The sequence below is a fragment of the Brucella sp. IR068 genome (assembly GCF_049065885.1).
Taxonomy (GTDB): domain Bacteria; phylum Pseudomonadota; class Alphaproteobacteria; order Rhizobiales; family Rhizobiaceae; genus Brucella; species Brucella intermedia.
On record NZ_JBAKHE010000019.1, the window covers coordinates 1 to 17,054 of the forward strand.

Below are 17,054 nucleotides of genomic sequence, written 5' to 3' on the forward strand. Positions count from 1 at the left end.
GCAGAGCTTCTGCCCACCATTCGCAGGCTGGTGGATCAAAGGCCAACCTATGGCTATCGGCGGATCGCCGCGCTCCTCAATCGCGAAAGGCGGGCCGCCGATAAGCCTGTGGTCAACGCCAAACGGGTCCATCGCATCATGGGCAACCACTCCATGCTGCTGGAGAAGCATACCGCCGTTCGCAAGGGCCGCATCCATGACGGTAAGGTCATGGTTATGCGCTCCAACCTGCGCTGGTGCTCGGACGGTCTGGAGTTCACCTGCTGGAATGGCGAGGTCATTCGTCTCGCCTTCATCATCGACGCATTCGACCGCGAGATCATTGCCTGGACAGCGGTCGCAAATGCTGGCATCTCCGGCTCAGACATGCGTGACATCATGTTGGAGGCGGTCGAGAAACGCTTCCATGCAACACGAGCGCCGCATGCTATCGAGCATCTCTCTGACAACGGCTCGGCTTATACCGCGCGGGACACGAGGCTGTTTGCTCAAGCACTCAATCTGACGCCCTGCTTCACGCCGGTGGCCAGCCCGCAGTCGAACGGAATGTCCGAGGCATTCGTTAAAACCCTGAAGCGGGATTACATCCGTATCTCGGCACTACCGGACGCCGAAACGGCGCTCAGTCTCATCGATGGATGGATTGAAGACTATAATGAAATTCATCCCCATTCCGCGCTCAAGATGGCTTCCCCTCGGCAGTTCATCAGGGCTGAATCAACCTAGCCGACGTGTCCGGTGAAACGGGGTGCACTCCAACCTCACAGGGGAATTATGAATATTCCCAACCGTCACTGCTTCGATAGGTAAGTAGGCAATGGGCTCCGGTTGCCGCTCTCAACGATATGACTCTATACGCCTTGAATGGATATGAACCACTGTCCCCGCAATAAGCGATGTGCTGATTACTAGTCAGGAATGAATTCTTCGGGGCTTGAACGGCAGCAATAGAGCCGAAATCTGCCAGTCCTTTAACACCCATCTCAGGCTTTAGTCCAGGATAAGCGCAATGACCGCTGTAGAACCTGTAGGAATGCTACGCCAATGACTCCGCGCAGTGCGGACGCGCACTTCTCCGCAATTAGGGTGGTGAGCAATAGGGACGCCTTCTATTACTCATAAATATATGATATTGAGAGCGATAAAAATGGATACTATCGCTCATGCCCTGGAACTGGACACAGCCTGATTGGCCGCATTTTCGCTATGACACGTCTGCACTAGCAGCACTGGAACAGCGATTTCTGCTCACCTCCGGCGAAGTCATCGGCGCTGTGCGTCACATCGATCCCGACGACCGCGACCGGTTGCGCATCGAACTCTTGAGCGACGAAGCGATCAAGACGAGCGCGATCGAAGGCGAAACATTGGATCGCTTAAGCGTCCAGTCATCACTGCGACGGCAGCTTGGCTTGGATACGGACCGGCGTTCGGTGCAACCACGTGAACACGGCATCGCGGAAATGACGGTCGACGTTTATGGCACCTATGCCCTGCCGCTTGATGACGCGACAATGTTTCGGTGGCATACCATGTTAATGGCAGGCAGTCGGCATCTGGAAAGCATCGGTGCTTATCGCAGCCACTCCGACGATATGCAGATCGTCTCTGGCCAGTTGGGCCGCCCGACGATTCATTTCGAGGCGCCGCCATCAGCGCAAGTACCGGAAGAAATGCATCGGTTCATATCGTGGTTCAACGCAAGCGCTCTGACCGGCGGTACGCCCCTCCCCGCGCTTACTCGCGCCGGCCTTAGCCATCTGTGGTTCGAAAGCATTCATCCATTCGAGGACGGCAATGGACGGCTTGGTCGCGCACTCGCCGAAAAAGCACTGGCACAGTCGCTAGGGCAGCCGAGCCTGATCATGCTGAGCTTTACCATCGAACAGCAACGGAAGGCCTATTACGATCAGCTGGAAACCCATCAGCGGACCCTCGACGTCACCGAATGGTTGGTATGGTTTTCCCAAACCGTGCTGGCGGCTCAACAAACAACGCTGGATCGTGTCGCCTTTTACATCGCCAAGGCACATTTCTACGACCGGTACAGGGGAGCGTTCAATCCTCGTCAGGAGAAAGTCATTGCGCGTCTGTTCGAGGCGGGGCCGGATGGCTTTATCGGTGGCCTCAGCGCGGACAACTATCTCGCCATCACCCGCACGTCGCGCGCCACCGCCACCCGCGATTTGCAGGACCTGGTCGAAAAAGAGGCGTTGACGCGCAGCGGTCAGCTTCGTTTCACACGATACGCGCTGAACTTGGGCAGACCGCGTGGGGAATTCTGATTTAGTCATTAACAAGCTCGACCCGTTCCTTGTAAATGACGTAGCTCCAACTCCAGATTGCCAGTCAAAGATCGTTGGATTCTAACGACAGGATTGGGGCCGCTAGAGGAACGGCCGATTTTATCTATCAGAATCGGACATAAGCGCCTGAGATCCGCAAAGGCGGCGATGCGATCATCTAGTACCTTGTTCTATTTCACAGCCGTGTTTTCAAGTGGTGGAGCGCACCAGTTTGGCATAAACTCCGCCCAGGGCGATCAATTCTGCATGGCTCCCGCGTTCCACTATTCGCCCTTTGTCCATTACAACGATTTGATCCGCGTGCCGCACTGTGGAGAGCCGGTGAGCTATAGTGATGATTGTGCGGTCCCTTCCTAACGACGAGAGCGCATTCGACATCGCGCGCTCCGTAGCAGCATCCAGTGCGCTTGTTGCCTCATCCAGGAGCAAAACGCGGGGATTTCGCAAAATTGTTCGCGCTAGTGTTAGACGCTGTTTTTCCCCGCCGGAAAATCGGTAGCCGCGCTCCCCCACCAGAGTATCGTACCCGGCAGGCAGCGCCGTTATCATATCATGTATCTGAGCAATTTTGGCGGCTGTTACCAAGTCTGTATCCGTGGCGTCCGGCCTTGCAAAGCGCAGATTTTCAGCCACGCTTGCATTGAAAAGATACGGATCCTGTGTGACAATCCCCAGTATATCTGTCAGGGATTGGAAACTGAGGTTACGAACGTCGACGCCATCGTAGCAGATGGATCCAGCGTCCACGTCGTAGAGTCGTGCCAATAGATACCCGAGCGTGGTTTTCCCCGACCCGGTGGCGCCGACGATCGCTGTGTGAGAGCCAGCGGGAATGTCGATGGAAACATCGTCAATTGTGGGTGCTAAGCCCTTGTCATAGGCGAAGCGCACCCCATCGAGCCTGACAGCCCCCCGGATGCGTTCACGATCAAGAATAACTGGATGAGGATGCTCTTTGATTTCGACCGGTTGGTCAAGGTACTCGAATACTCGGGCGAACAACGCTCGCGTCGTTCGCATCTGGACGCCAGACTCAAGCACCTCTTCAAGCGGCCAGAGTAACTGTTCTTGCAGCGCAATCATGGCGACAAGCGTACCTATGGTAACGGTGCCCAAGCTCTGATCCATAAGAAGGCCACCCAGCAGCAGGGTCAAAGCTGGCAGGGTCTGGAGCACCATGTCAATCACGCCCCATTGCCACTGGCCCGCAGTATGGGAGCGCACTTCGAGTGCTGCAACACTTTCGGAGGTGCGGATGAACCGCCGTGTCAGATGATCAGTACGCCCCATCGAACGAGCGAGAATGATACCTGAAACCGAAAGCTGTTCCTGTACGGACGAGGACATGTCGGCAATCCGCTGCTGCTGTTCATAGGTAAGTTCTTCGCGTAGTTGCCCGACACGCTGGCTTATCCAGATTGCAAGCGGAAGGACGAGAAAGGAGAAAAGTGCCAGGCGCCATTCGAGCGCCAGCATGGCGGCCATGGTCATAACCACAACACTTATATTTCGGGTGAGTTGGCTGACTGTGTGGGTGACGAGCGCCTGAAGGCCACCGATGTCGCTGGCTATCCGCGACTGAACTTCGCCAGTCCGAGCAGTTGTGAAAAAGCGTAGCGAGAGGGACTGAAGGTGCGCATAGACCCGGACCCTTAGATCATGCATGATCGCCTGCCCGATTTTCGAAGTAATTAGCACCTGAAGCACACCGATCGCCGTGCCCAGACAAGCGAGGGCAACCAGTCCTCCTGTTAGGAGCATCAACAGTTTGAGATTGCCGCTTGGTAGCGCCTGGTCGATGATGGCACGTACTAGAAAAGGCGCTGCGATCCCGGCTACCGAAGACAACAGGATGAGAATAAGCACCACCGTCAGCTGTCTGAAATACGATTTGAACAGCCCGAGTACCCTACGGAGCGAAACGTGCTGTGCCAGCTCCTCATACGGAGTTTCTTCGACCTTATCGAACTGATCAAACATGGCTTTTTCCTTCTGGCAGCAGTGCTCGCGGGCCCATCATCGACAATCAAATTTACCACGATGGTTTTGCATCAAAGTTGTTTTGCCAGCGGGGAAAGCGAATGGTCCGCTACATCAACGCTCTTCGAAACCGGTTTCGGATGGAGCTCCGGGGGGCAGTGGGTTTACAATTGCTTCAGTAACGGCAGCACGACGACTGAACGGCCTCATGACCACAACGTAGAAGACGGGAACAAATAGAATTGCCAATACAGTAGCCGATACCATTCCGCCAAAGACGCCAGTGCCAATCGCGTGCTGGGTTTCAGCACTTGCTCCCTGGGCAATCATCAAGGGAACCACACCAAGCGCGAAGGCAAGAGACGTCATAATGATTGGCCGCAAACGCATCCTGGCGGCTTCGACCACCGATTGATCAAGGCTCTTCCCGGCGGCCCGCAGGTTATTGGCAAACTCCACGATAAGGATAGCGTTTTTGGCCGATAGGCCAATGATAGTGATTAGACCGACCTTGAAGAAAACGTCGTTCTCAAGGCCACGCAGTGACACTGCCAAAACAGCACCGATGATTCCGAGCGGCACGACTAGCATCACCGAAAGTGGTATAGACCAGCTCTCGTAAAGTGCAGCCAGAACGAGGAAGACGACTAGCATCGAAATTGCTAGCAGCATTGGTGCCTGCGAAGCTGACTGCTTCTCCTGGAAGGATTGCCCTGTCCACTCGACCACGAAACCTTGCGGCAGTTGCGAGGCAAGCCGCTCCATTTCGGCCATGGCCGTACCGCTGGAAACCCCGGGCGCCGCATTTCCCGCGATACGCACAGCAGGATAGCCATTATAGCGCACGAGTTGCAGCGGGCTGGCTTCCCATACCGCCGTGACCATTTCCGAGAGAGCAACCATCCCGCCGGCATTGTTGCGCACGTAAAGTTTCAAGACGTCCTCGACTTGCATGCGGTTTGCAGCTTCTGCCTGAACGATCACCTGCTGCAGACGTCCAGCGTTGGGGAAATCGTTGACATAGGTGGATCCTATGGCAGACGAAAGAGTGTCGCTGATCATGCTAAACGGCACACCCAGCACCTCCGCTTTCTGACGATCGATCCTGAGCGATACGCTCGGCCCTGCCGGCAAGCCCTCAGGGTAAACGCTGGTAACGAGTTTGCTCTTTGCCGCAAGATTGAGCAGTTGATCCTGTGCGCCCTGAAGGGCATCCTTACCGCGGTTGGCACGGTCCTCAAGGCGTAGGGAAAAGCCCGAGGTGGTCCCCAGTTCTTCGATCGACGGCGGCTTTAACGTCATGACAGTTCCCTCTGGAATTCTCTCCATCGCCGCCGCGGCCGCCTCAATTTCCTCGTCGACTGTAGTTGTTCGCTCGGACCAGTTCTTCAGCGTGGTGAACGACATCGCCGCGTTCGGCCCAGAACCGGAAAAGCCAAAGCCAAGAATTGACAGATTGTTGACGACGTCTGGCCGGGAAGCAACATGACGATCATAGATGCTTACAATGCTGCGAGTACGCTCTTCTGTGGCGTCAGCTGGAAGAGAGAAAGAGGTCATAATGCTGCCCTGGTCTTCCTGGGGCACGAAGGCGGACGGTATTCGTGTGTAGCCGTACGCGAGCGCCGAAAGCAAAAACGCATATAGTATCATCATGCGTCCGGCACGACGGATTAATACGGATAGCCAGCCGGCATAACCGGTCGTCAACCGGTCAAAACCACGGTTGAACCAACCGAAGAAGCCCTTTTTCTCATGGTGCGAAGGATCAACTGGTTTCAGCAACGTTGCGCAAAGCGCCGGCGTCAAACTTAGTGCCAGAAAGGCAGAAAAGAGGATGGAAACAGCCATTGAGAGCGTGAATTGCCGATAGATGGCGCCGACGGAGCCACTCGACAGGCCCATTGGAATAAAGACCGCCGCCAGCACCAGCGTGATACCGATCACAGCGCCAGTGATTTCGTTCATTGCCTTTTGCGTGGCTTGCCTGGGTCCCAGCCCCTCGCTGGCCATGATGCGCTCCACGTTCTCTATCACAACGATAGCATCGTCCACGATAATGCCGATCGCCAGCACCATGCCGAACATTGTTAGAACGTTGATCGAAAAACCCGCCATCAGCATGACGGCAAAGGTGCCAAGCAGGGCGATAGGCGCGACAATCGCCGGGATCAGGGTGTAACGGATCTTTTGAAGAAAGAGCAGCATCACAAGGAAGACCAATACCATTGCCTCGAGCAATGTATGGATCACCTTTTCTATCGAGATCTTGACGAACGGCGCCGTGTCATACGAGATGTCATAATCCATTCCATCAGGCATTGCAGTCGCGAGCTCGGAAAGTCGGCTTCGTATTGCATCGGCCGTACGCACGGCATTCGCTCCTGGTGTGAGCTGAATCGCAGCTGCTGTTGCCTCCTGGCCATTACTAAGGATCGAAAAGCCATAGCTCTGCGCACCTAGCTCAACACGCGCGACGTCGCCGAGGAGAAGTTTTGACCCATCCGGTTCCGAACGCAAGACGATTGCGGCGAATTCTTCAGGCGTCCCCAACTGTCCTTGCACCGTAAGTGGAACGCTCACCTTCTGGCCCGGCTCCGTGGGAGCATCGCCAACGCGACCTGGAGCGATCTGAGTGTTCTGAGTCTGGATGGCCTGGATGACCTGCGCCAGCGAAAGCGAATAGGAAACCAGTTTCGCCGGATCTACCCAGACGCGCATTGCCTTTTCCGAGCCGAACGACTGTACGCGGCCAACGCCCGGGATGCGTTTCAATTCCTCCGCGACGTTTCTGGTCAGATAGTCGCCGAGCGCAAGGGCGTTGAATCGGCCATCCTTCGAGGTCAGCGTAACGATCATCAAAAAATTCGATGACGCGGATTCGACTGTTAACCCGGCTCGTCGCACAGATTCCGGAAGACGCGGCTCCACGGCCTTTAAGCGGTTTTGGACATCAACTTGCGCCATCTCCGCATTGGTGCCCGGCTTGAATGTCACCGTTATATTTGCACTACCTGATGTGTCGGCAGTCGACTCGAAATAAAGAAGATTCTTGACGCTCGACAATTCGCGCTCGATCAGGCTGACGACACTGTCGTTGACAGTCTGCGGTGTTGCACCGGTGTACGTTGCGTAGATACTAACACTAGGCGGCGCAATCGTTGGGAACCGCGATACCGGCAGCTGCGGGATCGCGATGATTCCCAAAAGCACGATGAAGATGGCGATCACCCAAGCAAAAATGGGGCGATTAATGAAAAACTGTGGCATTATCGACAGCCCTCTCAGTTCTTTCCTGGCACCAGTGGGGCGACGAAATCAGTTGTTTGCACCGGAACACCTTCCTGTACGCGATCCTGGCCTTGCACCACGACAACGTCGCCTGCCCGGAGACCAGTTGTAACAATGGTGCGTCCGTCGACAGTTTCCCCGATCTCAATTGGCCGGCGCACCGCTGTCTTGTCATTGCTCAAGACAAGAAGTTGCGGATGCCCGAGCGGATCGCGAATAATCGCTTGCTGCGGGACAAGGAGCGCGTCGCTGCGTACGCCGCGTGGCAGACGTGCTCGGACAAACATTCCCGGAAGTAATACACCATCCGGATTGTTCACTTCCACGCGTACCGTAACGTTGCCGGTACCGGGATCAACACTGATTTCTGAAAAGAGCGCCTTGCCTGCGACAGGATAACGCTTGCCGCTTGCGCCAAGGATCTCAACTGGAATATTCGAAGGGTCGTGCAGCTGCCCCGAATCTGCCGCCTCGCGGATCACGTCAAGCTGTGAAGCGGGTTGTCGCACATCAACAAAGACCTTGTCGATCTGCTGAATGATTCCCATGGCGCCAGTGCTGGACACAGATACCAGAGCGCCTTCGCTGACCATGGAATGCCCGATACGTCCCGAGATGGGAGCACGAACAGTCGCGAATTCGAGGTCAAGCTTACGCCGTTGCAACGAAGCGCGGGCCTCGGCAACGTTGGCCTTGGCCTGAGCCAGGTTCGCGACGGCTTCCTCGAAGTTGTCGCGACTGATTGCCTTGGTTTCGATGAGCTGTTTGGCTCTGTCGTATTTCGCCTGTGACCGAATAAGTGCGGCATCGGCTCGCTGAAGCACCGCAGCGGCGCTGTCCAACTCGGCCTTGAACGGCGCCGCACTTAATTGATACAGCTCTTGGCCGGAGTGAACTTCAGAGCCTTCTTGGAAAAGTCTTTTTTCAACGATACCACCAACCTGTGGCCTGATTTCCGCAGTACGATAGGCGGCTACCCGGCCGGGCAGTTCGTCAATGACGGTGACGGTTTCCGGCTTGACTGAAACGATGGCAACCAGCGCAGGAGGAACACTTTGCGAAACATTTGTTTCCGACGAGCCATCATCACTACAGCCAATCAAGGCCAGCCCGGCCAGAAGGGTGATCATTGCGTCTTTAAGTTGCATTCATTTTTCCGGACATTTAATGCGTGGCAAAGCGCGAGCTTATTGGGTTGAACCCAATGTCCTAGTTTGGTTCGGTCTCGGTGCAGGATTTGTGGAGATTGGATGGAGCTGAAAGAACCATGAATTGTTCTCGCTGACCCAGCTTTTCGGTAATCAAAACTTTGGTAGCCCTGTTCTCCGCAGCGAGCCGAAAATGGACTGGCTAACGAACGTCCTTGCTTTCCAGATAGGCGACCTTTCTTGGGTCAAACAAGGATGTGGCGGTTCCGATTTTCAGGAGGCACGAAGCATCTGGCGGGAGTTCTACTGAAATGACGCAAACAATGCACAAAGCAAGTCCTTGCTGGGTGAGTGCTCGACGAAGACGTCAGTCGGATGCGCGTCCACCGTGCCGGCAATCGCCATCTCAGCCAATGAGATATCCTGCCCTCTTACCTTACCACAATCATACGGGTCCAAGAGATGGTCGTAGCGCGCAAAAGTACAGCTAGCTTCCGTCTATGGATGCATAATGATCGGATTTTTTTCCGACCATGCCCTGAATCAAACCAACGGAACTCCCTATATGGTAGGTACACGCGAGCATTGAATTTCCTGGCCTGAAGGGAAACCTCAGAGTAGCCAATACAAATTTGTAGAAGCGGCTTGCAAGCGATCCGGACAGTCGGATTAATGAACCGATGGGATCTTCTTTATAGCGCTCGCGAAAAACCATGCGCGCATGGTCGCGGTTCCTTCTGTAATAATAGCTCAAACACAGTCTCGTTCGGGGTAAGCTTTCATATGCTACAGCATAAGGTGTCCAACCGGTTCTCGCTCCCAGGCGTTTCGCCACGTCGTACATTTGCCAGTCTTCCCCCCCTCCCAGGCCGAGTTCCTCATTGAATCTTAAGCCGGTCCGTTTGAAAAACTCCAGTTTACCCATCCAGCTGCCGGTTGCCAGACGGATGTTGCCCGCCCGCCCCTGGGCCTTCCTCTTTATACAGCGCTGCTCAGCCCTCAGATTTATGTCGTTTACGGCTTTCCATACTGTTTTATTCCATTCTGAGCATTCTTCACCGACTGGCGCCAGACGTACCGGAGAGCCAACAATATCGAGGTCCCCGGCGTCCCGCTCTTTGAGCAGTTCAAACAGCCAATCGCTGTCCACTTCTTCATCGTCATCTGCAAAGGTCAGCAGATCGAATCCATCGCTTATCGCTTGCTCAATCGCGCGATTGCGTGCAGCCGCGATTCCCAAAACGGGTTCAAGAATGTAGGTTACTTGATGTAACAATCGATTGCGAAAGTTCCGTATGACGGGCAGCAATGTTTTTTCGTCATTATTCTCGACAATGAGAAAGCATAATTGAATGCCTTCAGGAACTTTTATCCGCTCATACGAAGCCAACAGACGGCTTAACATCAACGGGCGGCCACGCGTGACAGTGGCTACTGCTATTTTACGGATAGTAGGAGTCATCGCTTTAACTCTTGTACGTGCAATCAGCCAAAAACCGTCTTGCGGCATGCGGCAATCCAGCCATCGCTATGGCGGACGTTTCTACGGGGCAGAAGAAGCGAGTCGTTGCGGGAAGTTGCCTGCGCCTTTTCCAGCGTCACCGCGCGTTTAAACCCGGCCCTGGCAACAACATTCCGAACCGCGGCGGAAACACCTCCATAAGGGTAGCTGAAAGACGTAACCCTCTCTTTCGAGATTTCTTCAAGGTGCATTCTGGAGCGATAAACCTGATCGAATGCCTCATCGGGACCGAAATCAGTCAGGTTCACATGATCAACAGTATGCGCTCCAATTTCATTGCCCGCATCCGCCCAGCCGCGAATTTGTTCGGCGGACATGCATTGCTCGAAACGGATTTCCTTGGTTTCGTCCCACTTGTTGGAGCCGCCTATCTGTCCGCTGACGAAAAAGCATGTGGAACTGAATCCCAGTGACCTCAACACGGGAAGAGCGTTTTCAAACACATTGCAAAAGCCATCATCAAAGGTGATACCGAATACTTTTCCCCTTTTTTGGCCCAGTATGTAGGGTTGTAGTTCGCGCAGAGACAGCCCCATATAACCCAACCGTGAAAGCCAGCTCATCTGCCGCTGAAAGTTTTTTGGAGACACGAACAAGCCGCGATAGGGACTACTCGACGGAATTGACGCTATTGAATGATAGGTCAAGATGGTAACTTGAGAAGAAGCTTGCACGTCTAATGAATCCCTTTAACCAGCAAGATTAACCCTATCGAAGTTTCAGAAATCATTGGGAAACTGTGTCAACGACCGTTGGGTCTATGACGGTTGTTTCTCGCGAATGCATCCATCAGATGGAAGCTGCGACACGCAGATGCTTGATCAACAACAGAAAGTCGTTCCGTAGCTACCACTGAGGAAGCAAGTGCACCCGTTCCGTCGAGGAATGGTTGAGATTGTTGTCACATTGTATGGACTGGAGCCCACCTATCGAGGACATAAGTTGATCGTCGGACTGGAATTGCCGTGCTCCGCCATTCGTTGAAACAACTACTGGCTCATCTCAGTACGCGCATCGCGGGAGGACGGCATTTGACGAGCTGAACAGGCAGGTCAGTCGAATGTCGCTCACGGGTGCGTCGTGAGGCTTGTTGGCTAGGGTCAGCAACATCAACGGTCCGAAGAGAAATGAGATCAAAACAGCCAGAGAAACAAGCGTTGAGACAGCCGTTTTCAACCGCATGGAAATGGGTGATACCAGCCGGTCAACGGCCAGGGGCTCTATCAGCGATCGTCTTGCCAATTTGTGTAGCCTCGCTAGATTTGACGGGATCTCCTTTTTTAAGAATGATCTCAAAAGTTTCCGTGGAAGCTACATCCAGATTTTGTGGACGATGCGGGGTAGCGCAACTGACGGTCACGCGATCACTGGCATGAACTGTCCTGGTGATCGATATGCTTTGAGCCCGATTGTTTCGCTGGCACACTCGTCTGATACGGCGAACTCCACGTGTGGAGGTTTGAGATTGGCTTAAACGTGAACGTTTTGCCGCCCCTTGGGCAATAACGCAAAGGCAGATTGCGCAAGAGGATAATCGTCAGTGCTATCAAATCCAACTCACAGCACACGAGCTTGTTTGGCGGTGAACGAGGCCCGCGTTCGCCTACGATCAATTATCCGGCAGTGAGGGTACCTACCTGGAAGACAACCGTATCTCCATTGAAAGCCCCGTCCCGTCATTGCTCACGATCATCGCATCGCCGCCATGAGCACGAGCGATGGCCTGAATCACTGGCAGGCCCAGTCCCGAACCACCACTTGTGCGCCCGCGGGACTCGTCCGCGCGCCAGAAACGCTCGAAAGCGCGATATTCAGTCCCAGCTGGCAGCCCAGGTCCATTGTCGGAGCATCGAATTATCGCACCGTCGTCTGTGTAGCCGGTATACATCGTTACCGTGCAACCTGGAGCGTAGCGTCGGACGTTCTCAAGAAGCGCAAACACCGCCTGTCGTATCCGTGCGCGATCCGCTCGGATTAGCACGCTCTCTAGTCTGGCATCGATGACAATATCTGCTTTTGCAAGGTCTTGCTCCACGGAAGCCATAACGGATCCGACCTCCTGTGCGAGATCAATTTGATCCAGTTGGAGCTCAAGCTTGCCAGCATTCGATAGGCCGAGTATCCGCAGATCCTCAACAACACGGGACAGGTCATCGACATGGGCTATCAAGCGGTCATATAATTCGGGACTCGGGGCGAAGGCACCATCCGAAAGTCCCTGAAGTCGTCCACGCAGAATAGTCAGTGGTGTGCGCAGTTCATGCGCTATAGCCGAATTTGAATATTTCAGTTCGGCTTCCGCGCTTTCCAGGCGGGCAGCCATCGCATTAAAGTCCGCGATCAGGCTCTCCGCTTCGTTGTATGCTGGTCCGAAAGTCTCCGCGCGCGCCGAAAAGTCGCCGCGCGCGATTGAATGAACCGCGGCTGCGACCGACTTCAACGGTCGTACAATTCTCTGCGCCAGGTACCACGCGACAACCGCCGCTGCCGCCAGACTGATTGCAAGGATTAAACCCAGTACAACAAAGTCTCCAAGGGTCCATCTATCGCTTTCCGGCTCCGGATAAAACAGTCCGTCGATGAACGTATAATATCCCACTGTGCCAAGAACCATCAGGGCAAATGCGGCGACCGTTAATGCGCTCATAACACGAACGATCTGTGCATTCAGACTTCTAGCCATGACGTACCGCCAAACGGTAACCGACCCCTCGAACCCCGACAAGCAAACCATCGGCGTTTGCGGCGACCAATTTGCGCCGCAGATTGCTGATATGGCTGTCTACTGTTCGATCCAGCGCCTCTCCTTCTGGTAGACAGGCATCAACCAGTTCGGAGCGTTCAAAGACGCGATTTGGGGAAGTTGCCATATAGGCAAGTAGCCGAAATTCCGTACGGGTAAGTTCGAGAATTATCTCGCCGGTGGACTGGCCAACTGTCGCCGTGTAAGCCTCGGGATCGACAGTAAGGGTCCCTACACGCAGCGGCTGTCTTCCCGTACGTCCGGTTGTGCGACGCAGCACCGCCTTTGCACGCGCTACGACTTCCAGGGGATTAAATGGTTTGACGACATAGTCGTCTGCGCCAATTCGTAAGGCTTGCAGTTTGTCCAGATCTTCGGCAAGGGCCGTAACCATTATGACCGGTGTATCGTCACGTCGACGAATGGCAGCCAGCACTTCATAGCCGTCCTGTCCGGGCAGCTTGACATCCAGGACGATCAGGTCAGGCTTGAGGCGCAGGTGATGTGCGAGGCCCGTCGGTCCGTCACCCGCATTAATCGTGCGGAAGCCTTCCCGCATAAAGTACGTCTCCAGTATTTCGGCGATTTCGGGTTCGTCCTCGATGATGAGTACTAACGGGTTATCCATAGCGTTTTTCCTGGCAATATTACTGCTAGGGAAAACCGTTGACAGGGGCCGCGTCAACCCATAAACCGCAGGTCTCCACGCAACCTCCACATAATCTCCATGCTCAACCAACGGAATTGCAAGAGGCGATTGTCACCAAGCTGATGACCAGTGCAGCAGCTATCATGCGAGAAGCGCGGCAGGACGCTCATCGACAGAAGCCTGTTAGCCGCAAAGCAAGCCCCAAGAAAAGGGGGGTACGCTGATTGATTGCCAGTCAAGAGCACATCATACGCGCATCGGATAGAAACCCGCGACCATTTACTTTTTGATCAAAGCGACAGCGAAGTTTGGATTGCCGCTACGGACGGTAAATCTCAGAATTCGTTGATCAGTCCTTCGTATGCTTTGTTAATCTCTCTCACATCCCGTCGATATTCATCAATGATCCAGTCGCAAATGTCGCGAATGAACCATTCATCCGGTTTGATCGAAGTCACTAGATTACAGCTTCGGCCAGTCGAAACCACAACAGGATGCGATGGAACGAGCGAGCCGTTGGCCAGCAAGGTTGACACTACGCTTAACCAGCCGATAGCGTTGCCTTGTCCCATCAGCGCGGCCTGTACAACGACGTTGTAATCCGAGAATTGAAGTTCCCGGGCTATCTCTTTCAGTGCATCAACGGAATACAGATCTGCCCACCTGAACTGCGACCCACTAAGAGTGATCACCTGATTCAAACCCGATTGGGACTGTGTCGAACTGGAATCGAAAGCAGGAGATCGCACAGGCAACAGAAGCTCTGGCATAAGTGGAAAAATTCGATACCGGTCATCCACTTTGGGATCGAACCGCATCGCGATATCGGAGTCGTTAACCGGACAATCGAGCGGCCCAATGATCAGTTGCCACTGAATGTCTACATCAGGAAACAGCGCTTGGAATTGGTTCATCCTCGGCATAAACCAATGCGTAGCGAAAGCCCCCGAGACTGATATTCGCACTGTACGTCGCTTCGTTTGCGCATTTTGTCTTAGTCCAGCCAAAACACGTTCAATGTTTGAAAAGCTCTTCGAGACTTCCGCAAAAAGATCACTTCCATGTTCAGTTAGTTCTGCTCCCGTCGGCGTTCGCTTGAAAAGCTGAATTCCGAGATGAAGCTCTAGGCGCCCGATGGTGCGGCTGACTGCGGGACTTGTAACTCCAAGCTCGCGTGCCGCGTTTGCAAATGTCCCGCATCGGACTGCCGCTTCGAAAGCGACGAGTGCGTTGAGTGAGGGAAGGAGCCGTCGAATATGTGACATTACAAAATGTAACCCCAGAGGTGATTATTATTGGAATTGATAGAAGGACCAAAAGCATCCCACTGTAGCCCGACAACTGGCTTTTGCCCGGAACAGGAGAGACAATTCATGGCCTTCGAAAATTTTAAAGTTCTGACTTTTGATATCGTCGGGACCTGCATCGACTTCGAGAAGGGTATTCTGGATGGTTTCCGCGCCGCAGGCGGAGAGGCTGCGAAGACGCTGACTGATGATCAGATTTTCCAGCCCTATCTGAAAGCAAGAGAGAAATTTCCTAGCCGCGCAAGCGAGGTCATGCGCGAAGTTTATCTCTACGCTGCGAAAGAACTTGGACTGTCGGACGACAGCGCCGCGGGGGACAAATTCCAGAGCCACTTTTTTGATTTTCCCGCATTCGAGGATTCCGCTGAAGCGCTCAGACGATTGCGTAGGCACTTTAGACTGGTCGCGATGACTAATTATGATCGTGTCGGTTTCAGCGCCAATTCGAACAAGCTCGGCAACCCGTTTCACGACAGCGTCACTGCTGACGATGCAAGGTATCCAAAACCGGATCCACGCTTCTTTTCCTACAATCTTGGGCGCCAATCGGCATTTGGTTTCAAGCAAGATGAAATCCTGCATGTTGCCCAGAGCCAGTACCACGATATAGGCGTCGCTAAAGAGCTTGGGTACAAAGTCTGCTGGATCGAGCGCCGAAAGGGTCTCAAGGGTTTCGGTGGAACGCCTGTTCCGAAAGTAGTGACGACGCCGGACTTCCATTTTTCGACTTTGCGAGAGCTCGCCGATGCTGTCGAAAGCGAGAGACAATAACTTGTAAGTAAGCCCAGGTATTTTCCAGATGCGAAAACTCGACCAACCCCGATCTTTGTGGCGTGAGACTGCAACACCACCTCTGAACTGCAAGACATTGGAGGACGACATTGCCGCCGATGTGGCCATTATCGGAGGTGGGTATACGGGCTTGTCGGCCGCCGTAAGAGCAATTGAACTTGGTTTGAAACCTGTTGTTCTCGAAGCAGAAGAAGTCGGCTTCGGCGCATCTGGAAGAAATGGCGGCGTGGTATCGACGAAGTATCGTGCATCACTGAGCGTCATGGCGCAAACTCACGGCAGGCAAGTCGCTCAACGCATGAACGCGCTCGGTCACGAAGCGATGAATTGCGTTGCAAGTTATGTCGAGCGATTTCGGATCCGAGAAGCGAATCTGACAAAAAACGGGAACATTCGCTGTGCGCATAACGAGGCCGCCTTCGCGGCGCTCGTGGAAGAAGCGAAGACGATCAGGGACATATTCGGCGATACGAGCATCACAGTGCTCGGGGCGAATGAGGTTGCGACAGAGACCGGAAGTACGCGCTTTTATGGAGGAGTTTTGAACTCCCATGCTGGCACCATACATCCTCTTAGTTACTGCCGGGGTTTGGCCAACGGTGTTCTTTTGGCGGGAGGCGTCATTTACGAAAATAGTCCCGCTCTTCGTATCGCGGAAGAAGGCCCGGCAAAACTCGTTTGTACAAAAGCCGGATCGATCAGTTGCAAACAGATTCTGATCGCAACGAATGCCTATTCCGACATCACGCCTGCCACCGGCAATGTACGTAAGACCATCATACCGTTCAGAAGTGCGATCATCTCGACGGAAGCGTTGCCCAGTTCTGTTTTTGATGAAATTCTTTGCAACAATCGGAGCTACAGCGAGACGCGAAGAATGATGCGGTGGTTCCGACGTAGCGGCGACTGCTTGCTTTTTGGTGGCAGAGGCGCATTCGGCAAAAATGACTCCATGGCCGCCTATGCGACGCTTGAAAGAGCGATGTCTGATATCTTCCCGCAGTTGAAAGACTACCGGATCGCCAATCGCTGGTCGGGGCTTGTTGCCATGACGATAGACAGCCTTCCACAAATCGGGTTGATCGATAGGAATATTGGCTTTTCGCTCGGCTACAATGGAACGGGAATCGCGATGTCGAGCCTTCTGGGACGTTACGCGATTGATCTTTTGCACGGCGAAAAGCCTGATCTGGCGCTGATGCGGCGCCAGAAACCGGTAGATATTCCATTCTTCTCGATGAGAGCGCCAGCCGTCCGTACAGTCGCCGCTTGGTATCAGCTGCTGGATAAATTCGGACGCTGAATACGCTTCCAAA

General features: G+C 54.0%; 12 protein-coding genes. 4 read left to right on the forward strand and 8 right to left on the reverse strand.

Annotated elements, in window-relative coordinates; genetic code table 11:
• Positions 1-726, forward strand: a 726-nt coding sequence (locus ACOWVS_RS21175; protein ID WP_420973140.1) for an IS3 family transposase, incomplete at its 5' end; no start/stop codon positions are given.
• 437 nt (positions 727-1,163) lie between these two features.
• Entirely contained in the window at positions 1,164-2,285 is a 1,122-nt protein-coding gene (locus tag ACOWVS_RS21180; RefSeq protein WP_075042235.1) for a Fic family protein, read from the forward strand.
• Between the two features lie 210 nt (positions 2,286-2,495).
• On the opposite strand, the gene ACOWVS_RS21185 is transcribed toward ACOWVS_RS21180, so the two are convergent.
• The 8 genes from ACOWVS_RS21185 to ACOWVS_RS21220 form a co-directional block, all read right to left on the reverse strand.
• Positions 2,496-4,286, reverse strand: a complete 1,791-nt coding sequence (locus tag ACOWVS_RS21185; RefSeq protein WP_075042236.1) for an ABC transporter ATP-binding protein — start codon at positions 4,284-4,286, stop codon at positions 2,496-2,498.
• Positions 4,287-4,400: 114 nt separating this feature from the next.
• Positions 4,401-7,556 carry an efflux RND transporter permease subunit gene (locus tag ACOWVS_RS21190; RefSeq protein WP_075042237.1) on the reverse strand — a complete coding sequence of 1,052 codons (3,156 nt, stop codon included), beginning with the start codon at positions 7,554-7,556 and terminating at the stop codon, positions 4,401-4,403.
• 14 nt (positions 7,557-7,570) lie between these two features.
• Complete coding sequence (locus ACOWVS_RS21195; protein ID WP_075042238.1) at positions 7,571-8,725, reverse strand: efflux RND transporter periplasmic adaptor subunit; 1,155 nt, start codon at positions 8,723-8,725, stop codon at positions 7,571-7,573.
• Between the two features lie 487 nt (positions 8,726-9,212).
• Positions 9,213-10,235 carry a glycosyltransferase family 2 protein gene (locus ACOWVS_RS21200; protein WP_247644449.1) on the reverse strand — a complete coding sequence of 341 codons (1,023 nt, stop codon included), beginning with the start codon at positions 10,233-10,235 and terminating at the stop codon, positions 9,213-9,215.
• Positions 10,211-10,810, reverse strand: coding sequence for a polysaccharide deacetylase family protein (locus ACOWVS_RS21205; RefSeq protein WP_247644450.1), 600 nt, complete (start codon positions 10,808-10,810; stop codon positions 10,211-10,213). The genes ACOWVS_RS21200 and ACOWVS_RS21205 overlap by 25 nt, the downstream gene beginning before the upstream one ends.
• A 1,070-nt stretch (positions 10,811-11,880) precedes the next feature.
• Positions 11,881-12,930, reverse strand: coding sequence for an ATP-binding protein (locus tag ACOWVS_RS21210; RefSeq protein WP_075042240.1), 1,050 nt, complete (start codon positions 12,928-12,930; stop codon positions 11,881-11,883).
• Positions 12,923-13,618, reverse strand: a complete 696-nt coding sequence (locus tag ACOWVS_RS21215) for a response regulator (protein WP_075042241.1) — start codon at positions 13,616-13,618, stop codon at positions 12,923-12,925. Before ACOWVS_RS21215 ends, ACOWVS_RS21210 begins: the two co-directional genes overlap by 8 nt.
• 356 nt (positions 13,619-13,974) lie before the next feature.
• Complete coding sequence (locus ACOWVS_RS21220) at positions 13,975-14,904, reverse strand: LysR family transcriptional regulator (protein WP_075042242.1); 930 nt, start codon at positions 14,902-14,904, stop codon at positions 13,975-13,977.
• 108 nt (positions 14,905-15,012) lie between these two features.
• Between ACOWVS_RS21220 and ACOWVS_RS21225 the strand changes: the two genes are divergently transcribed.
• Complete coding sequence (locus tag ACOWVS_RS21225) at positions 15,013-15,717, forward strand: HAD-IA family hydrolase (protein ID WP_075042243.1); 705 nt, start codon at positions 15,013-15,015, stop codon at positions 15,715-15,717.
• A gap of 28 nt (positions 15,718-15,745) precedes the next feature.
• On the forward strand, positions 15,746-17,041 hold the full coding sequence (locus ACOWVS_RS21230; protein ID WP_075042244.1) for an NAD(P)/FAD-dependent oxidoreductase: 1,296 nt from the start codon (positions 15,746-15,748) through the stop codon (positions 17,039-17,041).
• The last annotated feature ends 13 nt before the right edge of the window (positions 17,042-17,054 follow it).